At 72.1% G+C, this 26,310-nt stretch carries 25 protein-coding genes and 1 riboswitch; of the genes, 14 read left to right on the top strand and 11 right to left on the bottom strand.

Annotated elements, in window-relative coordinates; translation table 11 throughout:
- The first annotated feature begins 15 nt into the window (after positions 1–15).
- The 11 genes from galT (at position 16) to BN3788_RS03480 (ending at position 12,395) form a co-directional block, all read left to right on the top strand.
- The gene (galT, locus tag BN3788_RS03530) at positions 16–705 is read left to right on the top strand and encodes a galactose-1-phosphate uridylyltransferase (RefSeq protein ID WP_390619660.1); all 690 of its coding nucleotides are present in this window, start codon (positions 16–18) and stop codon (positions 703–705) included.
- A complete protein-coding gene (gene galK, locus BN3788_RS03525; protein WP_066582460.1) occupies positions 702–1,937 on the top strand; it encodes a galactokinase in 1,236 nt (411 codons plus the stop codon). Before galT ends, galK begins: the two co-directional genes overlap by 4 nt.
- Before the next feature lie 118 nt (positions 1,938–2,055).
- Entirely contained in the window at positions 2,056–3,087 is a 1,032-nt protein-coding gene (locus BN3788_RS03520; protein WP_066582459.1) for an efflux RND transporter periplasmic adaptor subunit, read from the top strand.
- Positions 3,084–3,860 carry an ABC transporter ATP-binding protein gene (locus tag BN3788_RS03515; RefSeq protein ID WP_066582458.1) on the top strand — a complete coding sequence of 259 codons (777 nt, stop codon included), beginning with the start codon at positions 3,084–3,086 and terminating at the stop codon, positions 3,858–3,860. Before BN3788_RS03520 ends, BN3788_RS03515 begins: the two co-directional genes overlap by 4 nt.
- Complete coding sequence (locus BN3788_RS03510) at positions 3,857–5,071, top strand: ABC transporter permease (protein ID WP_066582457.1); 1,215 nt, start codon at positions 3,857–3,859, stop codon at positions 5,069–5,071. Before BN3788_RS03515 ends, BN3788_RS03510 begins: the two co-directional genes overlap by 4 nt.
- A 399-nt stretch (positions 5,072–5,470) precedes the next feature.
- A complete protein-coding gene (locus tag BN3788_RS03505; protein ID WP_066582456.1) occupies positions 5,471–6,418 on the top strand; it encodes a hypothetical protein in 948 nt (315 codons plus the stop codon).
- A gap of 215 nt (positions 6,419–6,633) precedes the next feature.
- Positions 6,634–7,584 (top strand): hypothetical protein, encoded by a 951-nt coding sequence (locus BN3788_RS03500; protein WP_066582455.1) that lies wholly within the window; start codon positions 6,634–6,636, stop codon positions 7,582–7,584.
- A 209-nt stretch (positions 7,585–7,793) separates the two neighbouring features.
- Complete coding sequence (locus tag BN3788_RS03495; protein WP_066582454.1) at positions 7,794–8,765, top strand: hypothetical protein; 972 nt, start codon at positions 7,794–7,796, stop codon at positions 8,763–8,765.
- Entirely contained in the window at positions 8,762–10,366 is a 1,605-nt protein-coding gene (locus tag BN3788_RS03490) for an efflux RND transporter periplasmic adaptor subunit (protein WP_234346461.1), read from the top strand. Before BN3788_RS03495 ends, BN3788_RS03490 begins: the two co-directional genes overlap by 4 nt.
- On the top strand, positions 10,363–11,082 hold the full coding sequence (locus BN3788_RS03485; RefSeq protein WP_066582453.1) for an ABC transporter ATP-binding protein: 720 nt from the start codon (positions 10,363–10,365) through the stop codon (positions 11,080–11,082). The genes BN3788_RS03490 and BN3788_RS03485 overlap by 4 nt, the downstream gene beginning before the upstream one ends.
- Positions 11,079–12,395 (top strand): ABC transporter permease, encoded by a 1,317-nt coding sequence (locus BN3788_RS03480; RefSeq protein ID WP_082812534.1) that lies wholly within the window; start codon positions 11,079–11,081, stop codon positions 12,393–12,395. The genes BN3788_RS03485 and BN3788_RS03480 overlap by 4 nt, the downstream gene beginning before the upstream one ends.
- Positions 12,396–12,464: 69 nt before the next feature.
- Here BN3788_RS03480 and BN3788_RS03475 read toward each other — a convergent pair whose 3' ends face one another.
- Positions 12,465–13,442, bottom strand: a complete 978-nt coding sequence (locus BN3788_RS03475; protein WP_066582452.1) for an aldo/keto reductase — start codon at positions 13,440–13,442, stop codon at positions 12,465–12,467.
- 84 nt (positions 13,443–13,526) lie between these two features.
- Here BN3788_RS03475 and BN3788_RS03470 point away from each other — a divergent pair, with 84 nt between their 5' ends.
- The gene (locus BN3788_RS03470) at positions 13,527–13,949 is read left to right on the top strand and encodes a MerR family transcriptional regulator (RefSeq protein ID WP_066582451.1); all 423 of its coding nucleotides are present in this window, start codon (positions 13,527–13,529) and stop codon (positions 13,947–13,949) included.
- Here the strand turns inward: BN3788_RS03470 and BN3788_RS03465 are convergent.
- The 5 genes from BN3788_RS03465 to BN3788_RS03445 form a co-directional block, all read right to left on the bottom strand.
- Positions 13,937–14,746, bottom strand: a complete 810-nt coding sequence (locus BN3788_RS03465) for an exodeoxyribonuclease III (protein WP_066582450.1) — start codon at positions 14,744–14,746, stop codon at positions 13,937–13,939. The two genes, BN3788_RS03470 and BN3788_RS03465, sit on opposite strands and share 13 nt — an antisense overlap.
- 62 nt (positions 14,747–14,808) lie before the next feature.
- On the bottom strand, positions 14,809–15,285 hold the full coding sequence (locus BN3788_RS03460; RefSeq protein WP_066582449.1) for a VOC family protein: 477 nt from the start codon (positions 15,283–15,285) through the stop codon (positions 14,809–14,811).
- Positions 15,286–15,372: 87 nt separating this feature from the next.
- Complete coding sequence (locus BN3788_RS03455) at positions 15,373–16,254, bottom strand: bifunctional methylenetetrahydrofolate dehydrogenase/methenyltetrahydrofolate cyclohydrolase (RefSeq protein ID WP_066582448.1); 882 nt, start codon at positions 16,252–16,254, stop codon at positions 15,373–15,375.
- A gap of 86 nt (positions 16,255–16,340) precedes the next feature.
- Positions 16,341–17,630 (bottom strand): serine hydroxymethyltransferase, encoded by a 1,290-nt coding sequence (gene glyA, locus BN3788_RS03450; RefSeq protein ID WP_066582447.1) that lies wholly within the window; start codon positions 17,628–17,630, stop codon positions 16,341–16,343.
- Positions 17,631–17,696: 66 nt separating this feature from the next.
- Positions 17,697–17,784: riboswitch (ZMP/ZTP riboswitch) on the bottom strand.
- A gap of 67 nt (positions 17,785–17,851) precedes the next feature.
- Positions 17,852–18,364, bottom strand: coding sequence for a GNAT family N-acetyltransferase (locus tag BN3788_RS03445; protein ID WP_066582446.1), 513 nt, complete (start codon positions 18,362–18,364; stop codon positions 17,852–17,854).
- A 105-nt stretch (positions 18,365–18,469) separates the two neighbouring features.
- On the opposite strand from BN3788_RS03445, the gene purU reads away from it, so the two are divergent.
- Complete coding sequence (gene purU / locus BN3788_RS03440; RefSeq protein WP_066582492.1) at positions 18,470–19,342, top strand: formyltetrahydrofolate deformylase; 873 nt, start codon at positions 18,470–18,472, stop codon at positions 19,340–19,342.
- A gap of 181 nt (positions 19,343–19,523) precedes the next feature.
- A complete protein-coding gene (locus BN3788_RS03435; RefSeq protein WP_066582445.1) occupies positions 19,524–20,885 on the top strand; it encodes an extracellular catalytic domain type 1 short-chain-length polyhydroxyalkanoate depolymerase in 1,362 nt (453 codons plus the stop codon).
- A gap of 74 nt (positions 20,886–20,959) precedes the next feature.
- On the opposite strand, the gene BN3788_RS03430 is transcribed toward BN3788_RS03435, so the two are convergent.
- From BN3788_RS03430 to glsA, 5 genes are all read right to left on the bottom strand, one after another.
- The gene (locus BN3788_RS03430; protein WP_082812533.1) at positions 20,960–22,192 is read right to left on the bottom strand and encodes a sugar ABC transporter permease; all 1,233 of its coding nucleotides are present in this window, start codon (positions 22,190–22,192) and stop codon (positions 20,960–20,962) included.
- Positions 22,189–22,965, bottom strand: coding sequence for an ATP-binding cassette domain-containing protein (locus BN3788_RS03425; protein WP_234346460.1), 777 nt, complete (start codon positions 22,963–22,965; stop codon positions 22,189–22,191). The genes BN3788_RS03430 and BN3788_RS03425 overlap by 4 nt, the downstream gene beginning before the upstream one ends.
- The gene (locus BN3788_RS03420) at positions 22,962–24,059 is read right to left on the bottom strand and encodes a substrate-binding domain-containing protein (protein WP_066582443.1); all 1,098 of its coding nucleotides are present in this window, start codon (positions 24,057–24,059) and stop codon (positions 22,962–22,964) included. Before BN3788_RS03420 ends, BN3788_RS03425 begins: the two co-directional genes overlap by 4 nt.
- Positions 24,056–25,174, bottom strand: a complete 1,119-nt coding sequence (locus tag BN3788_RS03415) for an ROK family transcriptional regulator (RefSeq protein WP_234346459.1) — start codon at positions 25,172–25,174, stop codon at positions 24,056–24,058. Before BN3788_RS03415 ends, BN3788_RS03420 begins: the two co-directional genes overlap by 4 nt.
- Before the next feature lie 147 nt (positions 25,175–25,321).
- The gene (gene glsA, locus BN3788_RS03410) at positions 25,322–26,299 is read right to left on the bottom strand and encodes a glutaminase A (RefSeq protein WP_066582441.1); all 978 of its coding nucleotides are present in this window, start codon (positions 26,297–26,299) and stop codon (positions 25,322–25,324) included.
- Positions 26,300–26,310: the final 11 nt, after the last annotated feature.

Below are 26,310 nucleotides of genomic sequence, written 5' to 3'. Positions count from 1 at the left end.
GACCACTCCAGCAGCCTGGCCGCGGTGAGCCCCACGCGGATGCGCACGATCATCGAGGCCTGGGCGGACCGCACCCGCGAGTTGTCCGCGCTGCCCGGCATCGAGCAGGTGTTCTGCTTCGAGAACCGCGGCAAGGAGATCGGCGTCACCCTGCCGCATCCGCACGGGCAGGTGTACGCGTTCCCGTTCGTGACCCCCCGCACGCAGGCCATGCAGCGCCAGGCAGCCGCCCACCACGCGCGCACCGGCCGCAACCTGCACCGCGACATCCTCGACGCCGAGCGGAAGGCCGGTGTCCGCGTCGTGCTGGAGACGGAGCACTGGACCGCATACGTGCCCGCCGCGTCCCGGTGGCCGGTGGAGGTGCACCTCGCGCCCAACCGCGACGTGCTGGACCTGCCACAGCTCGACGACGCGGAGCGCGACGACCTGGCGACGGCGTACCTGGAGCTGCTGCGCCGGCTCGACAAGTTCTTCGTGGGGCCGGACGGCGAGCAGATCCCGTTGCCGTACATCTCCGGCTGGCATCAGGCAGTCGTCGGCGAGGGCCGCGAGCTGGGCAGGCTGCACCTGCAGGTCTTCTCCGTGCTGCGCGCGCCCGGCAAGCTCAAGTACCTCGCCGGCGTCGAGTCCGGCATGGCCGCCTGGATCAGCGACACGACCCCCGAGCGGATCGCCGCCCGGCTGCAGGAGGTGGCCCGATGAGCGCCGTCACCCAGATCGACGCCTGGACCCGCCCCGAGGGCGAGGCCCGCGTGCGACAGGCCTTCGCGGCGGCCTTCGGGTTCGATGGCCCCGAGCCCGGCACGTGGTCGGCGCCCGGCCGGGTGAACCTCATCGGGGAGCACACCGACTACAACGGCGGGCTGTGCCTGCCCATCGGCCTGCCGCACCGCACCTACCTAGCGCTGCGCCCCCGACAGGACGACCTGATCCGCCTGGCCTCAGCGCAGGAGCCCGACGGCCTCCGCGAGGTGCGCCTGGCCGATGTGGCACCCGGCGCCGTCGAGGGGTGGCCGGCCTACGTCGCGGGCGTCGCGTGGGCCCTGGCCGCACAAGGCCTGCCGGTGCGCGGCTTCGACGCGGTGGTCGACTCCTGCGTTCCGTACGGCGCCGGGCTGTCGTCGTCGGCCGCGTTGGAGGCCGCCGTCGCCGTCGCCCTGGACGACGTGTTCGACCTGGGGCGCGCCGGGACCGCCGCCGAGCCCGACGACGCGGGCCGCACAGTGCTCGCCGCCGCGTGCGTCCGCGCCGAGAACGAGATCGCCGGGGCGCCCACCGGGGGCATGGACCAGTCGGCGTCGCTGCGCTCCCGGGAGGGCCACGCGCTGCTGCTCGACTGCCTCGACTCGTCGGTGCGCCACGTGCCCTTCGACCTGGACGCGTTCGGGCTCGCCCTGCTGGTCGTGGACACCCGCGCCGAGCACGCCCTGGTGGACGGGCAGTACGCCGCCCGCCGGGCCACGTGCGACGACGCGGCGCGTGTGCTGGGCGTCCAGTCACTACGCGAGGTGGCGCCGGGCGCGGGCCTCGCCACCGCGCTCGACCGACTCACGGAGGCGTCGGACGATCCCGCGACAGCCGTGCGGCGCGTGCGGCACGTCGTGACGGAGATCGCGCGCGTCGAGGCGCTCGTCGCGTTGCTCGACGCGGGCCGGGTCCGCGAGTGCGGGCCGCTGCTGGACGCGTCGCACACCTCGCTGCGCGACGACTACGAGGTGTCCTGCCTCGAGCTCGACGTCGCGGTGGAGGCTGCACGGGAGGCCGGCGCGTGGGGCGCCCGGATGACCGGCGGCGGGTTCGGCGGCTCGGCCATCGCGCTCGTCGAGCGGGACCAGGTCGGCCAGGTCGAGCAGGCCGTGGCGCAGGCGTTCGCCGTGCGCGGGCTCACCCCGCCGGCCTTCCTCGTCGCGACGGCGGCCGGGCCCGCCAACTGACGGCGCATATCCACCCGCAGGTCATCCCCTGGTCTGATCCCCACGTCACAGGCACTCGGTACGGTGTGCGGCGAAGCGCCCCGTGCGCCCTATCAGCCATGACGCGAGGAGCCGCACCGTGGGGGTCACCCGCAGGATCATCTTCCCGACCATCCGCCTCATCCTGTGGGCGGTGATCGCGCTCGCCCTGGTCAAGATGGCGTTCTCGGGCGCGGACCTGTCCCAGGCCGATGACAGCCTCGTGCCGTCCGCGCAGGTCAACGAGATGCACGCCGAGGTGTCCACCGCGACGATCACCAACACGGTGACGGTGCAGGGATCGGTGGTCTCCGATCCGGCGACGCCCGTCAAGGCGACCATGGCAGGCACGGTGTCGAAGCTGCTGGCCGCCCACGGCCAGCAGGTCGAGGTCGACACCCCGATCCTCGAGATCCTGCTCGAGACGCCCGTCGAGCCCACCGTCACCACCAACCCCGAGACCGGCGAGCAGACGGTCACGGAGAACAAGCCGAAGATCAAGCGCGAGACGGTCAAGGCCGCCACCGCCGGGACGCTGACGCTCACGGCGCTCAAGGACCAGATCGTGTCCGTCGGCGACGCGATCGGCTCCGTGGCCCCCGGGACGCTGTCCGTGTCCGGCACACTCACCCCCGAGCAGCAGTACCGGCTGCTCGGCGCGCCCACCGAGGCCCAGGTCACGCTCAAGGGCGGCCCGGCGCCGTTCGCCTGCACCGGGCTGAAGATCGGCGCCGCCGCCCAGGCCGGCGCCGACGCCAACCAGTCGGGCAGCGACAACGGCGGCCAGGCGGCCGCCACGGGCGCCATCACCTGCGCGGTGCCCGCGGGAGTCACCGCGTTCCCGGGCCTCGGCGCCGATCTGGAGGTCGTCAACGGCACCGCCGCCGACGCGCTCGTCGTGCCCGTCACCGCGGTGCAGGGCTCCGTGCAGGAGGGCAACGTGTGGATCGTGCTGCCCGACGGCGCCTCCGAGAAGCGCGCCGTCAAGCTCGGCCTGACCGACGGGGAGAACGTCCAGATCACCGAGGGCCTGGCCACCGGTGACAAGGTCCTGCAGTTCGTGCCCGTCGGCGACACCGTGAACCTGCCCTGCGACCAGCCCGGCGCCGACTACGCGACGTGCCAGGCATGAGCCTGCTCGAGCTGACGGACGTCACCCGCTCCGTCCTGCTGCCCGACGAGCGCGTGCTGGAGATCCTGCGCGGCATCACGCTCACCGTGGACGCCGGGGAGCACATCTCGATCGTCGGCCGCTCCGGCACCGGCAAGTCCACGCTGCTCAACATCCTCGGACTGCTGGACTCCCCCACCTCCGGGGAGTACCTGCTCGAGGGCGCCTCCGTGGCGCGGCTGTCGCAGCGCAAGCGCGCGTGGCGGCGCGGCGAGGACTTCGGCTTCGTGTTCCAGCAGTTCAACCTCATGCCGGGCCGCACGGCCCTGGAGAACGTCGCCGCGCCGCTGATGTACGCGCGCGGCCGCCAGTTCTGGAGGCGACGCGCGCTCGCCGCCGACATGCTCGACCGGGTGGGCCTCGGCGACCGCCTGGAGGACATGCCGGAGAAGCTCTCCGGCGGCGAGCAGCAGCGCGTGGCCATCGCCCGCGCCCTGGTCCGGGGCCCGCGGGTGATCCTCGCGGACGAGCCCACCGGGGCCCTGGACGTGGACACCGGCGGCGAGGTCATGGCGCTGCTCGACGAGATCGCCGGGCAGACCGGCGCCGCGCTGATCGCCATCACCCACGACCTCGCCGTCGCCGCCCGCGCGCAGCGGCACTACCGGCTGGCCGGCGGGGTGCTCGTGCCGATCGTGCTCAACGCCCCTGGCCAGGTGACCGAATGGGTGGGCGACGTGCCCACGGACGTCCCCACCGGCGCCGCCGAGCTCCCGGGCACGGTGCGCGCATGAGCGGCATCGTCAGCACCCTGGTCGAGGCGTGGGACGAGCTGCGCATCCACAAGCTGCGGGTGCTGCTCGCGCTCATCGGCGTGGCCGTCGCCGTCACCGCCATCACCGGCATCACGGCCGCCGTGCAGATGATGAACCAGGCCTTCCGTGAGCAGGCCGAGCGGTACAACGGCCGCGACGTGACGCTGATGGCCACCGCCTACCAGAGGTGGTCGGGCGACATGGTCGCGACGACCTCCACCACCCCCGACCCCGCGGTGTTCGAGGCCGCCTACACGCGGGTGGTCGAGCAGTACGGCATCGAGCACTGGTCCCGCGTGGGATGGGGGCAGGCGCCGTTCCGCTTCCCCACCGGCACGCAGATGGTCCAGCTGCAGGTCGTCGACCCCGCCTTCGGGGTGATCAACAGGTTCCAGACCACTGACGGGCGCTGGTTCGCCGACAGCGACGTGGAGCGCCTCGCCCCGGCGGTCGTCGTCAACGAGACGTTCTGGAAGGCCCTGGGCGAGCCCGCCCTCGACACGCACCCGACCATCGTCCTCGGCGGACCCACTCCGGTGCGCGCCGAGGTGATCGGCGTCTACGCGAGCAGTTGGGACCAGGAGCCCCCGGCCGCCTACGCCTTGACCGACCACGTCAACCGCTGGACCGCCTCCAACGAGGGGTACGGGCCCCCTGAGCTGCGGATGTGGGTGCCCCCGGAGATGGCCGAAGAACTGCAGCCGCTCATCACCCGCGACCTCATGGCGCTCTTGCCGGGCTACGACGTCAACGTCTACCCGAACGAGTACTACAACGCCCTGGACAGCGCCACCAAGTGGGTCGTGCTGGGCGTCGGCGGGTTCGCGCTGCTGCTCGGCGGGCTCGGGCTGGTGAACATCGCGCTGGTGACCGTGCGGCACCGCATCCGGGAGATCGGCATCCGGCGCAGCTTCGGCGCGACCTCGGGCCGGGTGTTCTTCGGGGTGCTCATGGAGTCGGTGGTCGCCACAGTCGTGGCGGGCCTGGTCGGCGTCGTCATCGCCGTCGCGATCATCAAGAACATCCCCGTCGAGCGGGTCTTCGGCGGCGGCATCGAGGACATGCCGCCGTTCCCGCTCTCCGCGGCCATGATCGGCATGGCCTGCGCCACCGGGGTCGGCGCGCTTGCGGGGCTCATCCCGGCGACCGTGGCGGTCCGCGTCAAGGTCATCGACGCCATCCGCTACTGAGCCGGGCACCGTCGTCCTGGGGCGGCGCCACCCTGCTCCCCCGAGAGGCCCCTGCGCCCGCCGGGAACGCCGACCTCGACGCGCTGCTGAGCGCGGCGGGCGTCGCGCGGTGACTCGCGGACGACGCCGGGCGTAGGAGAGCCCGCGCACGTGTGACCAGACGACCGCGGCCCGTCTCGGTCCCGGTCTCTCGTGCGAGCGGCGTGGCGACGACGCGGTGACGGCGTTCGACCTGGGCCGAACGCGCGCGGTCACAGGATCTCCATCCCTCTATACGCCACGTGTATACACACTGTGTATAGTTCGACGCGCCGGTTCGGCTCCCCCCACCTTCTGCCGGTGCGCGCGCCGGCTCGACCGCCACCCGCTCCCACACCGTTCCCGCAGGAAGGCGCACCCATGAGGACCATCCCGATCACCGCCATCGCCAGCTGCGCACTGCTGCTGCTGTTCAGCGCATGCGCCAGCGGTGGAGACGCCGAGCCCGGCAAGCAGAGCAAGGCAGACGCGCCCCTCACGGCCTACATGGACGCCCTCTACGACATCGACTATCAGAAGGTCCACGCCGAGGAGGAGAACATCATCGCCGCCTGCATGCAGGAGGCGGGGTTCGAGTACATCCCCCGGGAGGTCTCGAGCGCCGACTATCCCGACGGCGAGGACGCGTTCGAGTTCACCGAGGAGCACGCCGCGAGGGAGGGGTACGGGTACTCGAGCCCGGAGCCCGCGAGCGACGAGGCCGAGTCGGTGGACCCGAATGCCGACTACCTCGCGGCCATGTCCGAGACCGAGCGGGCCGCCTACGAGCTGGCGCTCTGGGGTGAGCAGGACGCGCCCATCGACGACGACGCCGAGTACGAATGGGACTGGACGAAGGCGGGCTGCTACGGCAAGGCGAGCAACGAGGCCTGGGCCGCCAGCCCGATGGCCGCCTTCGAGGACCCGGCCTACGCCGACCTCAGCGAGCAGATCTCCCGGCTGTACGAGGAGGTCTACGCCGACCCGAAGATCACCGCGGTCGACGCCGCGTGGTCGGACTGCATGAACGAGGCGGGCTACGACTTCGCGCAGGTCATGGACGCGAACAACAGCTTCGCCGAGCAGTACTCGGCTCTCTGGGACGCGGCCGACCCGGAGACCGGCACAGACAAGGCCGCCGAGGCGGCCCTGCGCGAGCGGGAGGTGGCCACGGCCGTCGCCGACGCGAGGTGCCAGAAGGAGGTCGGGTACGACGCGACCGTCATGGAGGTCGTGGTCGCCTACGAGCAGGAGTTCGTCGACGAGCACAAGGCCGAGCTCGACGCCTGGGTCGGCCAGTACGCCACGGCGCCGACGGCGGCCAAGTGACCGACACGGCCCCAACGCCCGGCATGACGTTCCACCGTGGCAAACCGTTGTCGGCCTGAGGGTCCACGTTCCTGAACAGCCAAGTCATCCGCAAGGCTGACCCGCGATCGCCGCCCGCTGCCTAGGTTCGTCGGGATCAAAACCGACTATCTGACACGCGCGCGCGCCCGCTCCATCGCCGGCCGCGAACCACTGTTCCGCAGGAAGGCACACCCATGAGGTCCGTCCCGTTCACCGTCGCCGCCGCTGTCGGCGCGCTTCTCCTGCTCAGCGCCTGCAGCGGCAGCGACAGCGACAGCGGCGGCGGCGACAGCAGCAGCGGCTCCGACGCCGGGAAGGACACCGCGGCGAAGGAGAGTCCGCTTCACGCGTACACGAAGTCGATCCCGAGCGACAACGCCGACGAGTCCGCGAAGCGCCACAAGAAGGCGGAGAACATCATCGCCTCCTGCATGCAGGAGGCAGGGTTCGAGTACACGCCCCAGGACGTCCCGAGCCAACCGGCCTCGTTGGACGACGCGGAGAGGATGGGCCCTGTGGAGTGGGCCGAGAAGTACGGCTACGGCTGGTCGGCCGGTCCGGAGTCGGAGATCGGCGAGGAGGAGTTCGTCAGCCCGGACGCCGACTACCTCGCAGCCATGTCCGAGAGCGAGGCGGCCGCCTACAGCCTGGCCTTGTTCGGCGAGCAGCAAGACGTCGACACCGAGTCCGGGTGGGACTGGACGAAGGGCGGCTGCAATGCCAAGGCGAACCACGAGGTGTACAGCAATCTCAACGCCGCCTATGAGGACCCCGCCTATGAGGACCTCCATGAGGAGCAGAGGCGGATGTTCGAGAAGGTCCCGGACGACCCGAGGCTCGCGGCGATCAACGCCGAGTGGTCCGCGTGCATGAACGAGGCGGGCTTCGACTTCGCGAGAGTCAGCGAAGCCCACGAGAGCATCGCCGAGGCCTACGCCGCGCTCTCGGAGACGACTGACGAGACCACCAGGGCTGACCTGGGCAAGAAGGAGATGGCCACGGCGATCGCCGACGCGAAGTGCCAGGAGAAAGCCGGCTACCCCGAGAAGGCCCAGGAGGTGCAGTTCGCCCTCGAGCAGGAGTTCATCGACACCCACAAGGCCGAGCTCGACGCCTGGATCGAGCAGTACGCCACGGACAAGTGAGGCGCGAGCCAACCCGCCGTGCCGTCCGCCTGTGGTCAAGCGTTGTCCGCCTGAGGCGCCACGTGCCTGAACAGCCGGTCATCCGCAGGGTTGACCCGCGACAGCCCCCCCGTTGCTAGGTTCGTCAGGGATCAAAACCGACAAACTGACCCGCGCGCGCGCCGGCTCCATCGCCACCCGCGCCCACCGTTCCGCAGGAAGGCACACCCATGAGGTCCGTCCCGTTCACCGCCGCCGCCGCTGCCGGTTGCGCCCTGCTTCTGCTCAGCGGCTGCGGGAGCAGCGGCGACTCCGATGCCGGGAAGGACTCCAAGGCGAGCGAGGGTCCACTCCAGGAGTACATGAAGCCGGTCACGAGCGCCTATGACGACGTCGACTACGAGAAGCTCCAAGTCGAGCAGGAGAACATCGTCGCGGCCTGCATGCAGGAGGCCGGCTTCGAGTACACCCCCCGGGAGGTCTCGGGCAGCTCGTTCGAGTGGGACGAGGACCTCGAATGGGGCAGCGAGGAGTTCGCCGAGAAGCACGGCTACGGGTACTCGATCGGCTCCGAGTCGGAGGATGGCGAGGAGGCAGTGCAGGTGGACCCCAACGCCGACTACGTCGCCGCCATGTCCGAGAGCGAGCAGGCCGCCTACTGGGAGGCCCTGTGGGGGCCGGAGCAGCCGGAGGCCCTCGACGAGGAGGCGGAGACGACCTGGGATTGGACGACCGCGGGCTGCAACGGCAAGGCGAGCAACGAGACGTACGGCTCCACCATGTCCGCGTACGAGGACCCGGCGTTCGTCGAGCTCCAGGACGAGATCGGCACGCTGTACGAGAAGGTCGCCAGCGACCCGAAGCTCACCGCGCTCGACGCCGAGTGGTCGGACTGCATGAACGAGGCCGGCTTCGACTTCGCGAAGGTCCCTGACGCGGCCACCAGCATCTCCGACGCCTACTCAGCGCTCTGGGAGTCGGCTGCCCCGGATGGCAGCACGGACAAGGCCGCCGAGACCGAGCTGCGCGAGAAGGAGATGTCCACGGCGATCGCCGACGCGAAGTGCCAGACGAAGGTCGGCTACCAGAAGACGACCCGAGAGGTGCAGTTCGCCCTCGAGCAGGAGTTCGTCGACGCGCACAAGGCCGAGCTCGACGCGTGGATCGAGCAGTACGCCACTGACGCCAAGGCGGCCAAGTGAGCCGCGCGATCCCGCAGGGCAACCGCACCATCCTCGTGATGGCCGGCGTCGCGGTGCTGAGCCTCGTCGCCGGGCTGGGGCTGAGCCAGCTCATCACGTCTCCGGCCAAGGCAGAGGCGGACGCCGCTCCCCCGGTCGCTGGCGCGGTGACCGTGCCTGTGGAGAGCCGCGTCCTCGCCAACGACGTGACATTGCGGGGCGACCCGCTGTACGACGACCCGGCCGAGATCCGCGTCGAGACGGGCGAGGTGAAGGGCCAGCCGGTTGTGACGGGCCAGGTGCCCGAGGTCGGCTCCACTGTCGACGCGGCTAGCGTCGCCCTCGAGGTCGCGGGACGCCCGGTGATCGTGCTGCCTGGCACGCTGCCCACCTACCGCAGCCTGCAGGCGGGTGTCGCAGGGCCGGACGTCCTCCAGCTCAAGGCGGCGCTCGCGGCGCTCGGCATCGACGCGGGCAAGCCCGACTCGGACGTGTATGACGCGGCCACGGCCGCCGGTGTGGTGGAGCTCTACCGGAAGGTCGGCTACCAGCCGCCCGCGCCAGGGAAAGAGCTCAAGGACGCGCTCAAGGGCGCGCAGGATGCGGTGCGCGCCGCCGAGGACGGCCTCTCCTCCGCCCAGATCGCGCTGAAGACCGCCTCGTCGGGGCCCACCGAAGTGGAGCGGCTGCAGGCTGACAACGCCGTGCGCTCCGCGCAACGGGAGGTTGCCGCCGCCGAGGCCGCAGCAGCGGCCGGCGACCCCGAGGCGCCCAGCGCCGTCAGCATCGAGGCGTTGCGCGAGGCCGTCACCGTGGCCGAGGCACAGCGCACGCAGGTGCTGGCGGGCATGGGGAGCTCCGCCGAGGCCGCCGCCGTCGCCTCCGCGCAGCGGGCGTTGGCCGACGCCAAGGCCATGCACACCGAGGCCAAGGCCGCGACGCTCACCGCGCTCCCCGCGAGCGAGGTCGTCTTCCTCGCCTCTCTGCCACGACGGGTCGACAACGTGGCGGTGAAGCTGGGCGCGATCGTCAGCGGTCCCGTCATGACCGTCTCGGGCGCCACGCTCGAGATCGTCGCGTCCGCCTCCGCCGACGACGCCGCACTGCTGGCGGTCGGGAACCCCGGGACCGTGACGGTGCTCGGGCAGGACGTGCAGGTCACCGTGAAGGCCATCGAGGCCCCGGGCTCGACCAGCAGCTCGGCAGAGCCCGAGGGCGAGGGCACGGAGGGTTCCGAGGCGCCCGCGGGCTCCGGGTCGACCACTGGCCAGGCGGGGCGGCACACCGTCCGCTTCCAGCTCGGCGAGCTCACCGCAGAGCAGCTGTCCACGCTCCAGGGCGGCGACAACGTGCGGATCAAGATTCCGGTGAGCTCCACCGGCGGCGAGGTGCTCGCCGTGCCGCTGGCCGCGCTCACGGCCGGACCCGGTGGCGAGTCGCGCATCGAGCGGCAGGGCGCCAAGGGCGCCACCGAGCTCGTGACAGTGGAGACCGGACTGGCCGCCGGCGGGTACGTGCAGATCGTGAACTCGAAGGAGCCCATCGCCGCCGGCGACCTGGTCGTGGTGGGGATCCGCGGCGCCGAGGACGCATCCGACGAGGCGACGGAGGCGGCCGGATGAGCGTCCTCGACGTCCTCCTGGACGAGCAGCCGGCTGGGCCGGTCCCGGCCGTCATCGAGTTCGCCGCGCTCACCCGCACGTTCCCCGGCGATCCGCCGGTCGTGGCGCTGCACCCGGCGGACCTGCGCATCGAGGCGGGCGACTACCTGTCCATCATCGGCCCGTCCGGGTCGGGAAAGTCGACGCTGCTGCACATCCTGGGGCTGCTCGACCGGCCCAGCTCCGGGGAGTACCTCCTCAACGGGAGCCCCACCGGCGCCGCCTCCGAGTCGGACCGCTCACGGCTGAGGGGCGGCTGCATCGGGTTCGTCTTCCAGTCCTTCCACCTGCTGCCCCACCGCACGGTGCTCGACAACGTGCTGCTCGCCACCCTGTACTCGGGGGTGCCCCGGGCAGAACGCCGGGACCGGGCGATGGCGGCGCTGCACCGGGTCCACCTCGACCACCGGGTCGACTTCCTGCCCACAGTCCTCTCGGGTGGCGAGCGGCAACGGGTGGCCATCGCCCGGGCCATCGTCGCGGAGCCGCAGGTGCTGCTGGCGGACGAGCCCACCGGCAACCTGGACTCGGTGAACTCCGCGGGGGTGCTCGACCTGTTCGACGAGTTGCACGGCGACGGCCTCACGCTCGTGGTGATCACCCACGACTCTCAGGTGTCCGCACGGGCCCAGCGGCGGGTGCGGATCTCCGACGGCCGATTGACCGAGCTCGCATGAGGCGGCTCCTGACCCGGACCCGCCCCACCACCGACCCGGACGGCTTCGGGCTCGCCGACGCGCGGGCGACACCGGCTGTCGCCAAGCGGCCGCCACGCGGCGACAGGTTCGGGGCGCGGGACTTGTTCGCCGAGGCCACGTTCGGCGTCGGCGCCCGGCCCGGGCGCCTGATCCTGACGATCATGGGGACGGTGCTCGGCATCGCCTCGGTGGTCGTCACCGTCGGCCTCGCGAACACGACGGCCGGGCAGATCAACAAGCAGTTCGACGCGGTCGCCGCCACCCAGGTGGTCGTCGAGCCCGCCAAGTCGACCGGCGGCGGCCAGACGCGCGCCAAAGCGCGGATTCCGTGGGACGCCGCCGAGCGGGTGAGCCGTCTGGCCGGCGTGGAGTCGGCGGGCACCCTCGCCGAGGTGGACGTCCGGGGCGCGCAGGTCACGTCGGTGCCCGTGAACGACCCGTCGCAGGCGGCTCAGACCTCGGTCCCGGTGCTGGCCTCGTCGGAGGGCCTGCTCGAGACGGTGCGGGGCGTCGTCGTCACCGGCCGCAACTTCGACTCCGGACACGACGCGCGCGGCGACCGCGTGGTGGTGCTCGGGGCACGGGCCGCCGAGTCCCTCGGGGTGCACCGCGTCGACAGGCAGCCGTCGATCTTCATCGGCGAGGACTCCTACACCGTGATCGGCATCATCGACGACGTGAAGCGCAAGACGGAGCTGCTCGACGCGGTGATCCTGCCCATGGGCACCGCGCGGTCCGACTTCGACCTGGCGGCGCCCGCCGAGCTGCAGGTGCGCATCGCGCCCGGGGCGGGCGAGGTCGTCGCCGAGCAGGCACCGATCGCCCTCGACCCCAACTCCCCCGACGGCTTCAGCGTCAAGGCCCCGCCAGCCCGCTCCACGGTGCAGCAGAACGTCCAGGCCGACGTCGACCTGATCTTCCTGGCCCTGGGCGCCGTGGCACTGCTCATCGGCGGGGTGGGGATCGCGAATGTCACGCTGCTGTCGGTGATGGAGCGTGTGGGCGAGATCGGGCTGCGCCGGGCGCTGGGCGCCACCCGCCGGGACATCGCCGCGCAGTTCATCGTGGAGTCGGCGATCATCGGCCTGATCGGCGGGCTGATCGGCGCGTCGCTGGGCGTCGCGGTCGTGGTGCTCGTGTCCGCACTGCAGTCCTGGGTGCCGATCCTCGACCTGCGCGTGGTGGGCGCCGCGGCCGTCGCCGGAGGGCTCATCGGGCTCGCGGCGGGCTTCTACCCCGCGCTCAAGGCCGCGGCCATCGAGCCGATCACAGCGCTGCGCCGCGGGGTCTGACTCGACGGGAACGACAGAGGGCGGGCCGACGACCTCATCGTCGGCCCGCCCTCTGTCGTCAGGCGTCGGTCACCAGGGGGCGTCGAGGCGCTCACGTGCCTCGGTCGGCAGGGTGAGCCGGACGCCGGACAGCGCGGCCTCCACTTGCGCCTGGCTGCTCACCCCCGCCACCGGCCGGACCACCGGGTCGCCTCCCACGAGCCACGCGAGCACGACCTCGCTGCGGGTGGCGCCCAGCTCGCGCGCCACCTCGTCGAGGACCTCGAGCCGCCGGGTGGTGCCCGGATGCGTGAACGCGTCGGAGATCTGCCGGTCGGGGCGGTCGTAGGCGCCGTACAGCAGCGGGGTGTACGCCCACAGGTCGATCCCGGGGTTGCTCGCCGCGTAGTCGAGCACCTCGTCGGTGATCCAGCCGAACCGGTGGTCGTGATCGTGGTCGCGCACGAACGGCCGGGGCTGGACGTAGGTGTAGCGGAGCTGGATGGCGCTCGGCCCGGTGATCCCCTGGGCTCGGGCGTGCGCGGCGGCCCGCTCGACGCGCCACAACGCGGTGTTCGAGTACCCCCACCGGCCGACGACGCCGTCGTCGACGAGCCCGGCGAAGGCGTCCACCGTCTGCGCGAGGTCGGCGGCCCGGTCGTCGCGGTGCGCCCAGAACAGGTCGATGTGGTCGATGCCCATGCGCTCGAGGCTCTGCGCCGCGACCCGGCGCACCACCTCCGGCGCGAGCCCCTCGGAGGACTCCGGGTAGCTGCCCGGGTACAGCGGCTCACAGCCGACCTTCGTCGCGATCAGCACCCGCTCCCGGACCCCGGGCCGCGCGGCGAGCCAGCGGCCGAGCAGCAGCTCGCTCGCCCCGCCGCGGCCGGCCTCGTCGGACCAGAACGCGTAGCAGTCGGCGGTGTCGATCCACACGCCGCCTGCGGCGACATAGCCGTCGAGCAGCGCGAACGCGTCGTCCTCGGCGATGGTGGTGCCGAAGGACATCGCGCCGAGCGCGAGCGGTGGGGCGGAGAGGATCGGGTCCGCGGGGGGTGTCGTCGTCATCCCCCTACTGTCGGACCTGGAGCGCGCTCCAGGTCAAGCGGCGCGCCCACGGACCAGCACCCCAGCACCCGCCACACTGTCGCCATGGCGACGCACACCCCGGCCGAGGCCGCCCGACGCAGCGGCTTCAGCATCGACACCCTGCGCTACTACGAGCGGATCGGGCTGCTCACCGGCGTCGAGCGCGACCCCGGGGGCCGCCGCCGCTACTCCGACCAAGACCTCGGGTGGCTCGAGATCCTGCGGTGCCTGCGTGACACGGGCATGCCGATCGCCACAATGCGGCGCTACGCCGGCCTCGCGCTCGCAACCGGCGCCGACGCGGAGCAGACCATCCCCGAGCGGCTCGACATCCTCGAGGAGCACGCCGCCGAGGTCACCGCGACGATCGCTCTGCTCACCCGCCAGCAAGAGCACCTGGCCGAGAAGATCGCGTACTACCGCACGGTGGTGGCAACCGACGCGGGCGCTGACGCGCTCGCCGGCGCCGCGGCTCACACGTCGTAGGTGACCACCAGGGGCGCGTGGTCGCTGAATCGCTGGTCGTAGGCCTCCGCACGGTCCACCTCGGCGGTCCGGGCCAGACCGGCCAGGCCCGGGGTGGCGAGCTGGTAGTCGATCCGCCAGCCGGCGTCGTTGTCGAACGCCTGCCCGCGCCACGACCACCACGTGTACGGCCCGGGGCCCTCCCCACCGAGCTCGCGGCCCAGGTCGCGCCAGCCCAGCTCGTCGAACCAGCGGTCCAGGTAGGCGCGCTCCTCCGGCAGGAACCCGGCGGCCTTGAGGTTGCCCTTCCAGTTCTTGATGTCGACGTTCTTGTGCGCGATGTTCAGGTCGCCCGCCACCACCACGTGCTGCCCGGAGCCCGCGAGCTCGGCGAGCCGCTTGGTCACGTGGTCCAGGAACGCGTACTTCTCGTCCATCTTGGGGGTGCCCGCCGTCCCCGAGTGGATGTACGTCGAGACGACGGTGACCTGCTGCGTGGAGCCGTCCTTGCCGGGCACTTCGAGGTCCGCCTCGACCCAGCGCCCGGTGTCCACCGGCACGCCCGTGGCGAGGCCGATGCGGATGGCGCTCATGGGCAGCCGGGACGCGATGGCGACACCGGCGCGGCCCTTGATCTCGCAGGCCTCATGCGCGAGGTGCCACTCGGACGTCGGCAGGAAGTCGCTGAGGATCTCGTCAGGCGCGCGGACCTCCTGCAGCAGCATGACGTCCGGCTTGCGGGTGGCGACCCACTCGGACATGCCGCGCTTGTAGGCGGCCCGGATCCCGTTGACGTTGGCGGTGGCGATAGTCAGCACGCGGCATATCCAACCTCATCCCGCTGACAGGCCGCCGCGCCGTCCGGGCCGGGCCACCCGGGTCAGGCGCCGTCGTACGCCGCCTGGAGCGCAGGGAGGTCCAACTTCTGCATCGTGTACATCGCCTGCGTGGCCCGGGCCGACGCCTCGGAGTCGTCGCTGAACAGCAGCGAGTCCAGCGCCGTGGGCACCACCTGCCACGACAGGCCGTACCGGTCCTTGAGCCACCCGCACTGGCTGGGCTCGCCGCCGTCGGCCAGCAGCGCGTCCCAGTAGTGGTCGACTTCCTCCTGGCTCTCACACGCGAGGATCATCGAGAACGACTCGTCGAGGGTGAAGGCCGGGCCGGCGCTCAACGCCGTCACCGGCATCCCGTCGAGGGTGAACTCGACGATGAAGGCGGTCCCCTCGGGGACGTTCACCCCCGGGGGCGCCTTGATGACCCTGGTGACCTCCGAGTTCGGGATCAACGAGGTGTAGAACTGCGCGGCCTCCTCGGCCTGCGAGTGGTACCAGAGGTGCGGGCTGACGATTCCCATGAGGGTTCCCTCCTACGACGTGGTCACCAGTACTGACCACGTCGAGGAGGCGAACTCATCGGCCACTCCACCGACGAGGTGCTCCGCTCAGCCGGCCAGGCGCTCCGCGGTGTCGACCACGTTGCTGAGCAGCATCGCCCGCGTCATCGGCCCGACGCCGCCGGGGTTCGGCGACACCCAGGACGCGATCTCGCGGACCGCCGGGTCGACGTCGCCGACCACCCGGGACTTGCCCGTCTCGGGGTCGGTGGCGCGGGAGACGCCCACGTCCACGACCACGGCGCCGGGCTTGACGATGTCGGCCGAGATGATGCCGGGGACGCCCGCCGCCGCCACGATGATGTCGGCGTTGCGGGTGTGCTCGGCGAGGTCGGCGGTGCCGGTGTGGGTGAGCGTCACCGTCGCGTTGATCGCCCGACGGGTCAGCAGCAGGCCGATCGAGCGGCCCACGGTGGTGCCCCGCCCGACGACAGTGACGTCGGCGCCCGCGAGCTCGATGCCGTGCCGCTCCAGCAGCTCGATGATGCCGCGCGGCGTGCAGGGCAGCGGCGAGTCGATGGGCTCGTTGACCCGCAGCACCAGGCGCCCGAGGTTCGTGGGGTGCAGGCCGTCGGCGTCCTTGGCGGGGTCGATGAGCTCGAGCACCCGATGCGTGTCGATGCCCTTCGGCAGCGGGAGCTGCACGATGAACCCGGTGCACGCGGGGTCGTTGTTGAGCCGCTCGACGGCGTCCTCGACCTCCTGCTGGGTCGCGGTCTCCGGCAGGTCCTCGCGGATCGACGCGATGCCGACCTCGGCGCAGTCCTTGTGCTTGCCGTTGACGTACCAGCGCGAGCCGGGGTCGTCGCCGACCAGCAGCGTGCCCAGCCCGGGGCGCACCCCGCGCGCGGCGAGCGCGGCCACCCGGGCCGTGAGCTCGCCCTTGATGGCGGCCGCTGTGGCCGTGCCGTCCAGAACCTGTGCGGTCATCTCACTCTTTCTCGGCGAGCGGACGCCGGGCCGGTCCGGGCGCCCCACGTGGGGCGCCCGGACCGGGTCCGGCGGCACGGCGTGGGTCAGTACTGCTGGAGACCGGCGTAGAGCGGGTGCGCGTCGGTGAGCTTCTGCACGCGTGCGCGCAGCGCCTCGACGTCAGCGCTCTGGCCGTCGACCAGGGCGGTGGCGATGATGTCGGCCACCTCGGCGAACTCCGCGTCGCCGAAGCCCCGCGTCGCGAGCGCGGGCGTCCCGATGCGCAGGCCCGACGTGACGCGCGGGGGGCGCGGGTCGAAGGGCACCGCGTTGCGGTTCACGGTGATGCCGACGGCGTGCAGGAGGTCCTCGGCCTGCTGGCCGTCGAGGTCCGAGTGCCGCAGGTCGACGAGCACCAGGTGCACGTCGGTGCCGCCGGTCAGCACGGAGATCCCGGCGCCGGTGACGTCGGCCGCCATCAGGCGCTCGGCGATGAGCTTCGCGCCGGAGAGCGTGCGCTCCTGGCGGTCGCGGAACTCGGGCGAGCCCGCGATCTTGAAGGAGACGGCCTTGGCGGCGACGACGTGCATGAGCGGGCCGCCCTGCTGGCCGGGGAAGACCGCCGAGTCGATCTTCTTGGCGTACTCCTGCTTGGACAGGATGAAGCCCGAGCGGGGGCCGCCGATCGTCTTGTGCACCGTGGACGACACCACGTCCGCGTACGGCACGGGGTTGGGGTGCAGGCCCGCCGCGACCAGCCCGGCGAAGTGGGCCATGTCGACCCAGAGCTTCGCGCCGACCTCGTCGGCGATGGAGCGGAACGCCTCGAAGTCGAGCTGGCGCGGGTACGCGGACCAGCCGCCGATGATGACGTCGGGGCGGTGCTCGAGGGCCGCGGCGCGCACTGCCTCGGGGTCGATGAGGAACGTCTCGGGGTTCACGCCGTACGCGGAGACGTCGTAGAGCTTGCCCGAGAAGTTGATCTTCATGCCGTGCGTGAGGTGGCCGCCGTGGGCCAGCTCGAGGCCGAGGATCTTGTCGCCCTTGTTGATCAGGGCGTGCAGCACGGCGGCGTTGGCCGTCGCGCCGGAGTGCGGCTGGACGTTGGCGTGCTCGGCGCCGAACAGGGCCTTGGCCCGCTCGATGGCGAGGGTCTCGGCGATGTCGACCTGCTCGCAGCCACCGTAGTAGCGGCGGCCGGGGTAGCCCTCGGCGTACTTGTTGGTGAGCACGGAGCCCTGCGCCTGCAGGACGGCCCGCGGCACGAAGTTCTCGCTCGCGATCATCTCGAGCGTGCCCTGCTGGCGGGCGAGCTCTCCGTCCAGCACCGCGGCGATCTCAGGGTCGACGGCGGACAGGTTCTGGTCGAGCACGGGGGTCTGGTCGACGCTCATGTCTCTCCTCGCAGTCAGCGTGCGGGTTCCCGGCATACGTCGGGCACGCACACGAATGGTGTGGTGACCGAGGGCCCAGGCGTCCGACCCGAAGTCTGCTGCTGCGTCGCTCCCCGGTGGTGTTCCACCCGTTGCGCCAGTCGCGACGTGGGCCAGCCTACCAACCTGGCGCCGCTGTCCGACGCCCTTCCCGGATGCCGGGACGGGCGTCGGCGACAGGGTCAGCCGTGCGCGGCGCCCACCGGTGACGCCTCGCCGTCGCCGAGGATCTTGCGCAGGTACGCGAACGTCAGGTCGCCAGCGGTCTGGTCGTGCTGGTGGGTGTAGCCGTGGCGCTCGTACAGGGCGAGGTTCTGCACCGAGTCGCGGCCGGTGAAGACCCAGACCTCGTTGATGTCCTCGGGCAGCAGCGGCAGGATCGCGAGCAGCAGGCGGGTGCCGATCCCCCGGCCCTGCACGTCGGGCGCCACCGCGAGCCGGCCCAGCGTGGCCTTGCCGTCCTCGAGCAGCACGCGGATGGACCCGACGAGCCGGTGCCCGGACCAGGCGCCGAGTGTGATCACGCCGTCGGCCACCAGGTCCGCGCGCAGCTCGTCGTACGTCTGCGTCAGCGGCGGGATGTTCGGGTCGCCGTAGATCTGCGCCTCGGTGACGAAGGCCGCGCGGCGCAATGTCAGCAGCTCGCCGGCGTCGGCCAGGTCGACAGGACGGATCTCCACCTCGGGCTCGCTCATGCGTCCCATCGTCCCATCACCCGGCGCCGCTCCGGGGAGGAACACGCGCTCATCCTGTGTGCGGCTGCGCTGCGGCTCCAGGGTGCTCGACTACCCTTGGCGACCGTGTCCACCCCGCTCCTCCACACCCCTGACGGAACCCACTGGGTCCTGACCCTCTCGTGCCCCGACCGCCCCGGCATCGTGCATGCGGTGGCCGGCCTGCTGGCGGAGCACGGCGGCAACATCACCGAGTCCCAGCAGTTCGGCGACCCGCTCACCGGGCTGTTCTTCATGCGGGTGCAGGTCACTGCCTCGGTGGCTCGGCACACCCTGGAGAGCGCCCTGGTCGAGCTGGCCGGCCGGTTCATGATGCAGTGGCGGCTCGACGTCGCCGGCCGCCCGGTGCGCACCCTGGTGATGGGATCGACGGCGGCTCACTGCCTCAACGACCTGGCCTTCCGCCAGCGTTCCGAGAACCTGCCCGTGGACCTGGTCGCCGTCGTGTCGAACCACACGGCGCTGGCGGACCTGGCGCAGTTCTACGACATCCCGTTCCACCACGTCCCCGTGACGGCGGCGACCAAGTCCGCCGCCGAGGACCGGCTGCTCGAGCTGGTGCAGGAGCTGGACGTCGAGCTCGTCGTGCTCGCCCGCTACATGCAGATCCTCTCGGACGACCTGTGCCGGGCGCTGTCGGGCCGGGTCATCAACATCCACCACTCATTCCTGCCGTCCTTCAAGGGCGCGCGCCCGTACGCCCAGGCCCACGACCGCGGGGTCAAGCTCATCGGCGCCACCGCGCACTACGTCACCGGCGACCTGGACGAGGGCCCGATCATCGAGCAGGACGTGGAGCGCGTGGACCACACCCGCTCGGTGGAGGACCTGGTCGCGTTGGGCCAGGATGTGGAGCGGCGGACGCTGGCGCGCGCGGTGCGCTGGCACGCCGAGCACCGGGTGCTGCTGGACGGGCACCGCACGATCGTCTTCCGCTGACCTGGCCGGATCGACAACGATGTCGATCCGCACGGCGGCGAAACGATTCACGTCGTCGCGGCGGCGGTGAGGGGCGGGCCATGCTCCGAGAGCCGACGGCCTCCGCGTCCCGATGGAGGCCACCCGCCCCCGGTGCGTGGCCGACGACGTCCACCATGCCACCGGCTCATCGAGGAGACCGATGGACCGCCCACGCCGCCCCGTCGCCCGCGTCGCCGCAGCAGCAGCCGCCTTCGCGCTCAGCCTGCTCGGCGTCACCGCCGCCGCCATCTCCACGGCGCCACCCGCCCAAGCGGCCTCCCTGGTGGAGGTCACGAACTTCGGCGCCAATCCCAGTGGCCTGCAGATGCACCTGTTCGTGCCCGACAACCTCCCGGCCCGCCCGGGGGTCCTCGTCGCGGTGCACTACTGCACGGGCTCCGGCCCCGCCTTCTACAACGGCTCGCAGTTCGACGAGCTCGCCACCCGCTACGGCTACATCGTCATCTACCCGTCCGCGACGCGGAGCGGCAACTGCTTCGACGTGTCCTCCCCCGAGGCGCTGCGCCGCGACGGCGGCAGCGACCCGGTGGGCATCCGGTCGATGCTCCAGTACGTGCAGCAGCGCTACACCACCGACACCAGCAAGGTCTTCGCCACCGGGGTCTCCTCCGGCGCGATGATGACGCAGGTGCTGCTGGCCAACTACCCGGACGTCTTCGCCGCGGGCTCGGCGTTCGCCGGAGTGCCGGCGTCCTGCTTCGCGACGACCAACGGCTCGGGGTGGAACAGCGACTGCTCGCAGGGCCGCATCACGAGGACCGCCCAGGAGTGGGGCGCCCTGGTGCGCAACGCATATCCCGGCTACACCGGCGCCCGCCCCCGCGTCCAGCTGTGGCACGGCACCAACGACGAGACGCTGAGCTACGTCAACTTCGGCGAGTCGATCAAGCAGTGGACCAACGTGCTGGGCGTCAGCGCCACGCCCGCCTCCACCGACACCCCCGCCAGTGGGATCACGCGCACCCGCTACGGGGCGACGGGCGACCGGGCCCCGGTCGAGGCCAACAGCATGCAGGGCGTCTCGCACAACCTGCCCGTCGACGCCGCCGCGGCCATCCACTTCTTCGGGCTGGACACCACCACCCCCACGACGGCTCCCCCGACGACGGCGCCGCCCACCACAGCGCCTCCGACTACCGCGCCTCCCACGACAGCGCCGCCGACGCCGACGAGCACCACCACCGGGAGCTGCACAGTCGCGTACAGCGTCAACCAGTGGAACACCGGCTTCACCGCGAACGTCACGGTGAAGAACCTGACCGCCACCCCGCTCAACGGCTGGCGGTTGACCTGGTCCTTCCCCTCGGGCCAGCAGGTCACGCAGGCGTGGAGCTCGGTGACCACGCAGCAGGGCACGCAGGTGACCGCGGCCAACGCCGCCTGGAACGCGGCGGTCCCGGCAGGCGGGTCAGTGCAGTTCGGGTTCAACGGCTCGCACACGGGGGTGAACACCGCGCCCACCGCGTTCGCGCTCAACGGCACGGCATGCGTGGGCGGATAACCTGAGAAGTGGGCCGGCGCCCTCAGCCCGCACGGGCAGGGGGCGCCGGTCGCGCAGTCAGGCCGGTCGCGCGGTCAGGCGGTGCGGTTGCGGCGCGCGAGCGTGTCGATGGTGACCGCGAGCGCCAGCACCAGCCCGGTGATGACGTACCGCTCCGAGGCGCCCATGTTGAGCAGCGTGAGCCCGCTGTTGATCGAGTGGATGATGAGCACGCCCCACAGCGCCGACCAGGCGGTGCCGCGCCCGCCGAAGAGGCTGGTCCCGCCGATGACCGCCGCGGCGATGGCCGTGAGGTAGAGGTCGCCGCCGCCGGTGCCCTGGTTGGCCGCCGACAGCCGCCCGACGGCCAGCACCCCGCCCAGGGCGGCCAGCGTCGAGCAGGCCACGAAGACCGACAGGTAGGTGCGGCGCACCGGCACCCCGGCCCGGCGCGCGGACTCCACGGAGCCGCCCACCGCGTGCACCCCGCGGCCCCAGCGGGTGCGGCGCAGCAGGATGTCCACCACCGCCACGAGGCCGAGGAACAGCGCGAACGCCACCCCCAGGCCGCGGTTGGTCTGCAGGTAGGCGACGGCCGCGACGAGTGCGACGCCGATGAGCGCGATGCGCGTCACGACGGCGACCAGCGGGCTCACCGGCAGCCCGGCCCGCTCGCGGCGCGCCCGCTCGGCCACCAGGGCGCCGCCGTACGCGATCACCACCGCGACCGTGAGGCCATAGGCGACAGCGGGCGGCAGGAAGCCCTGCTGGACGGTCCGCACAAGCCACGACTCGAAGGGCAGGTTCACCGAGCCGGTGGTCCCCAGCACCTTGAGCTGCAGCCCGGCGATCACCAGCAGCCCGGCGAGCGTGAACACGAAGCTCGGCAGTCGCAGCCGGGTCGCGAGGATCCCGTACAGGAGCCCGACGACGGCCCCGACGACGAGGGCGGCCAGCACGGCCACGGCCACCGGCCAGCCCAGTTGCACGGACCCGACGGCGACGACCGCCGCCGACAGCCCGCACACCGAGCCCACGGACAGGTCGATGTGCCCGACGAGCAGCACCAGCACGACCCCGAGCGCGAGCACGCCCGTGGAAGCGGACTGCATCGTGAGGTTGACCAGGTTGTCGCTGCTGAGGAAGTGCGGGTTGAGCGACTGGAACACCACCCAGATCACCAGCAGCGCCCCGATGATCGGCAACGAGCCGAGCTCGCCGGTGCGCAGCCGCTGGCCGATGCCCCGCACAGCCTCGCGGGGGGACGACGTGTCGGGCCCTGCCCCGCCGGTCTGGACGCCAGTCTGGACGGAGACCGGCAGGCTCATCGTGAGGCCTCGTCCGCGCGGACCGCGCGCCCGCTGCGCCCGCTGGGGGTCACCCCCGTCACGGCGGCGATCAGGTCCTCATAGCTGGTGCTCGCCGCGTCGAAGTCGCCGTTGACGCGGCCGAGCCGCAGCACCACGATCCGGTCGGCGACGGCCTGCACGTCGGCCATCGAGTGGCTGATGAGCACGACGCCGTGGCCGCGCTCACGCAGCCGCTCGATGAGGTTGAGCACCTCGGCGGTCTGGGTGATGCCGAGTGAGGCGGTGGGCTCGTCGAGCACCACGACGCGCGGGTCGCCGAGCAGGGACCGGGCGATCGCGACGGCCTGGCGCTGTCCACCGGACAGCGCGCCCACGGGCGCCCGGACGGAGGGCACGCGCGCGGCGAGCTGGTTGAGCAGCTCCCAGGCGTGCTTCTCCATCGCCACCTCGTCGAGCAGAGGGCCCTGGGTGACCTCCTGGCCGAGGAAGATGTTCTCGACGACGTCGAGGTTCTCGCACAGGGCGAGATCCTGGAACACGGCGGCGATGCCGTGCGCGCGAGCGACGGCGGGGTTGACCAGGTGCACGGGCCGCCCGTCGCGCTCGACGTGCCCGGTGTCGGGCAGCAGCGCGCCGGAGACGACGCCCGCGAGCGTCGACTTCCCCGCGCCGTTGTCGCCGACCACCGCGACGACCTCATGCGCGTGGACGTCCAGATCGACGCCCACCAGGGCACGGACCGCGCCGTAGGACTTGCTCACGCCGCGCAGCGACAGCACTGGAGCATTCACTCGCCGGGCTCCTTGATGAGGCCTGCCTCGATGCAGGCGGGACGGTAGGAATCCACGCAGATCACCTCGCTGGTGTGGACGCCGCCGTCGACGATGACGTGGCGCAGGTTCTCGGTGGTCACGGGCACAGGGGTCAACAGCACGGCGGGGACGCCGTCGACGATCGTGGTCGTTCGGGGGGTAAGGCCATTCAGGATGTCGACGGCGAGGCGCGCGGCCGTGCGCGCCTCCTCGGCGATGTCCTTGTAGACGGTCATGTGCTGGTCGCCGCTGATGATGCGCTGCACCGCGCTGAGCTCGGCGTCCTGGCCGGTCACGAGGGGCATCGGGGTGAGCCCCGCGGCCTTCATCGCGGAGATCGCCCCGCTCGCGGTGCCGTCGTTGGCAGCCCACACCGCGTCGACGCGGCCCTCGAACTGGGTGAGCTGCCCGGCCACCCACTCCTGCGCCTTGTCGGGGCTCCAGTCGGGGGTGGAGTACTCGGCGAGCACCTCGACGCCGGCGCCGTCGAAGGCGGCCCGGGCGCCCGCGAGCAGCGCCGCGGAGTTCGCGTCGGTGGCGGCCCCGCCGAGGAGCAGCACCCCGGGGACGCCGTCGGCCGGGCGCTCCGCGAGCGCCGTCACGATGGACAGGCCCTGCAGGCGGCCGACGTCCTCGCTGTCGAAGGACACGTACGCGGTGACGTCCGCCGAGGGGAGCGAGCGGTCGTAGGCGATGACGGGGACGCCGCGCTCGGCCGCGGCGGCGACGATGCTCACGGCAGCGGACACGTCCACGGCGTCGAGCACCAGGACCCCCGCGCCCTGGCTGAGCGCGGACTCCGCCTGCTGCTGCTGGCGCTCGGCGTCCTGCCCCGCGTTGGCGGAGACCACCCGGCAGCGGGGGCACGCCTCGGCGACAGCCTGCTCGAAGACGGGACGGTCCACGTTCTCGTAGCGGGCGGCCTTGGACTCGGGCAGCAGGAACGCGATGGTCGGCACGTCCTGCGGGGTCGCGGACGCGCAGCCGGCCGTGGCCATGGAGGCGGCCAGCAGTGCGGCGGCGAGCAGTGCGGTGACGCCGGGGCGGCGCCGCGACACTCGGGGCGGGGTCATCCGGTCGCCACCATCGAGGCGGCGATGCCGACCCGGTCCAGGGCGACGGCCAGCGCGCCGCGGACCTCGGCCGCGGCGCCGAGCTCGGAGGCGACGACCTCCACCGGGCCGGCGGTGCTGGGCACGGTGCGCTGCTCGAGCATGGTGCGCAGCGGCTCGAGCAGCAGGGCGCCGGCCTGGGCGAGCCGCCCGCCGACCACCACGAGGTCGGGGTCGAACAGGTTGCACACGTTCGCGGCGGCGAAGCCCAGGTGGCGGCCCGCGTCGGAGATGACGCGCCGGCAGCCAGGGTCGCCGTCATGAGCGCGGGCGATCACGTCCGGCAGGGTGAGGCTGCCGTGGCTGGCCTGGAGCATGCCGAGCAGGACGGGCGCCCCGACGAACGTCTCCAGGCAGCCGCGGTTGCCGCAGCGGCAGATCGGGCCGTTCTCGTCGATGGTCACGTGGCCGATCTCCCCGGCGGTGCCGGACCGGCCGTGGTAGAGCCGCCCGCCGATCACCAGGCCGCCGCCGACGCCGTGCGAGACCCGCAGGTAGAGGACGTTCTCGTGGCCGCGCGCGGCGCCGAGCCGCACCTCGGCCAGCGCGCCCAGGTTGGCGTCGTTGTCCACGTGGACGGGGACGCCGATGCGGTGCTCGAGCACCTCGGGCACCGCCACGCCGTCCCAGCCGCGCAGCATGCCGAGCGTGGAGACTTGCCCGGTGCGCACGTCCACCGGCGCGGGCACCCCCACGCCCACGGCCAGCACCTCGCTCATGCTCGCCTCGAGCGACTCGACCATCTCGGTGAGCAGCAGCGCCGCGCGGTCCAGGCCCGCGTCGGCGCGGTGGTCCGGTGGCAGCGGCATGCGCTGCTCGGCGACGATGCGGTGCGCGACGTCCGCGAGCGCCACCCGCAGGGACCGGGTGCCGAAGTGCACGCCGGCCACGAGTCCGAGGTTGCGCGCGAGGGTGACCTGCTGGGCGCGCCGGCCGCTGCGCGAGGTGGGGGCGGTGTGCAGGACGCCGGCGCCGGTGAGCTCCTTGACGATGTTCGACACGGTCGCCGGGGACAGCCCTGTCACCCCGGCCAGCTCGACCTGCGTGAGAGAGCCACGCTGCTGGACCGCATTCACGATCCGGGCTCGGTTGGCTTCACGCAGTGAAGTTTGAGAGCCCGGCGTCACCCGGTCTGTGCCCACAGAAGCGAACTGTACACAGCCCTTGATCCACGATTAAGGGCGTGTCATCCGGCTCATGGGGGTCTGCGGGGATGCTCCGAGTCAGCCCTTGGCCAGCGCGGACAGTGGCGGGTCGCCGGCGCCCGGCACCTTGTACAGGCTCAGGTCCAGGCGCTGCGCGACCTGCGCCACCGCCGCCATGCCGCGCACGCTGTTGCCGACGGGGTCGAGTGGGGGCGAGAACGCCGCGATGGCGAGCTTGCCGGGGGCCACCGACAGCACTCCCCCGCCGACCCCGCTCTTGCCCGGCAGGCCCACCGTGTACGCCCAATCGCCCGACGACGTGTACAGGCCCTCCATCGTCATCTCCGCCAGCATGTGCGGCACCAGCTCGGCGGCCACCACACGCTCCTGGGTCACCGGGTTCACCCCGCCCGCCGCGAGGGTCGCCCCCATCGTCGCCAGGTCCTTGGTGGACACCAGGGTGGAGCACTGCCGGGTGTAGACGTCGCAGGCCTCCATCGGGTCGGAGTACATCGCGCCGCCGCTGTACAGCAGCCACGCGATGGCCCGGTTGTGGAAGTTGGTCGTCTGCTCCGAGTGGTTGACCTCGGGGCTGAGCTGGATCTTCCGGCCCGCGAACGCCTGCTGCGTCTCGAGGATGCGCTGCCAGCGCTGCTCGGCGCCCGCCGCCTTCACGAGGCTCGCCGAGGACATCGCCCCCGCGTTGACCAGCGGGCTCAGCGGCTTGTCGTTGTGCAGCTCCAAGGCCATCACCGAGTTGAACGGCAGGCCTGTGGGGTCGGCGCCGATCTTCTGGTGGAACGCCTCCGGCCCCACGTCGGCCATCGCCCGCGCCATCGTGAACACCTTGGAGATCGACTCGAGGGCGAACTCGAAGTCCGCGTCGCCGGCGGAGTACACCTCGCCCTCGGCCGTCACCACGGCGACCCCGAAGAGCGAGGAGTCCACCGACGCCAGGTACGGGATGTAGCTGGCGTTCGCCCCGCCCTGCAGGCCGGCGTTGTCCCGGTGCGCGGCGTCGACAGCCGCCTGGATGCTCTGCGCGTCGTGGGCCATGAGCGCGTCCT

This window comes from Cellulomonas timonensis, assembly GCF_900046455.1.
In the GTDB taxonomy this organism is placed as follows: Bacteria; Actinomycetota; Actinomycetes; order Actinomycetales; family Cellulomonadaceae; genus Cellulomonas_A; species Cellulomonas_A timonensis.
Note: the sequence above shows the minus strand (reverse complement) of the source record. Positions and strands in the feature narration are given on the sequence as shown.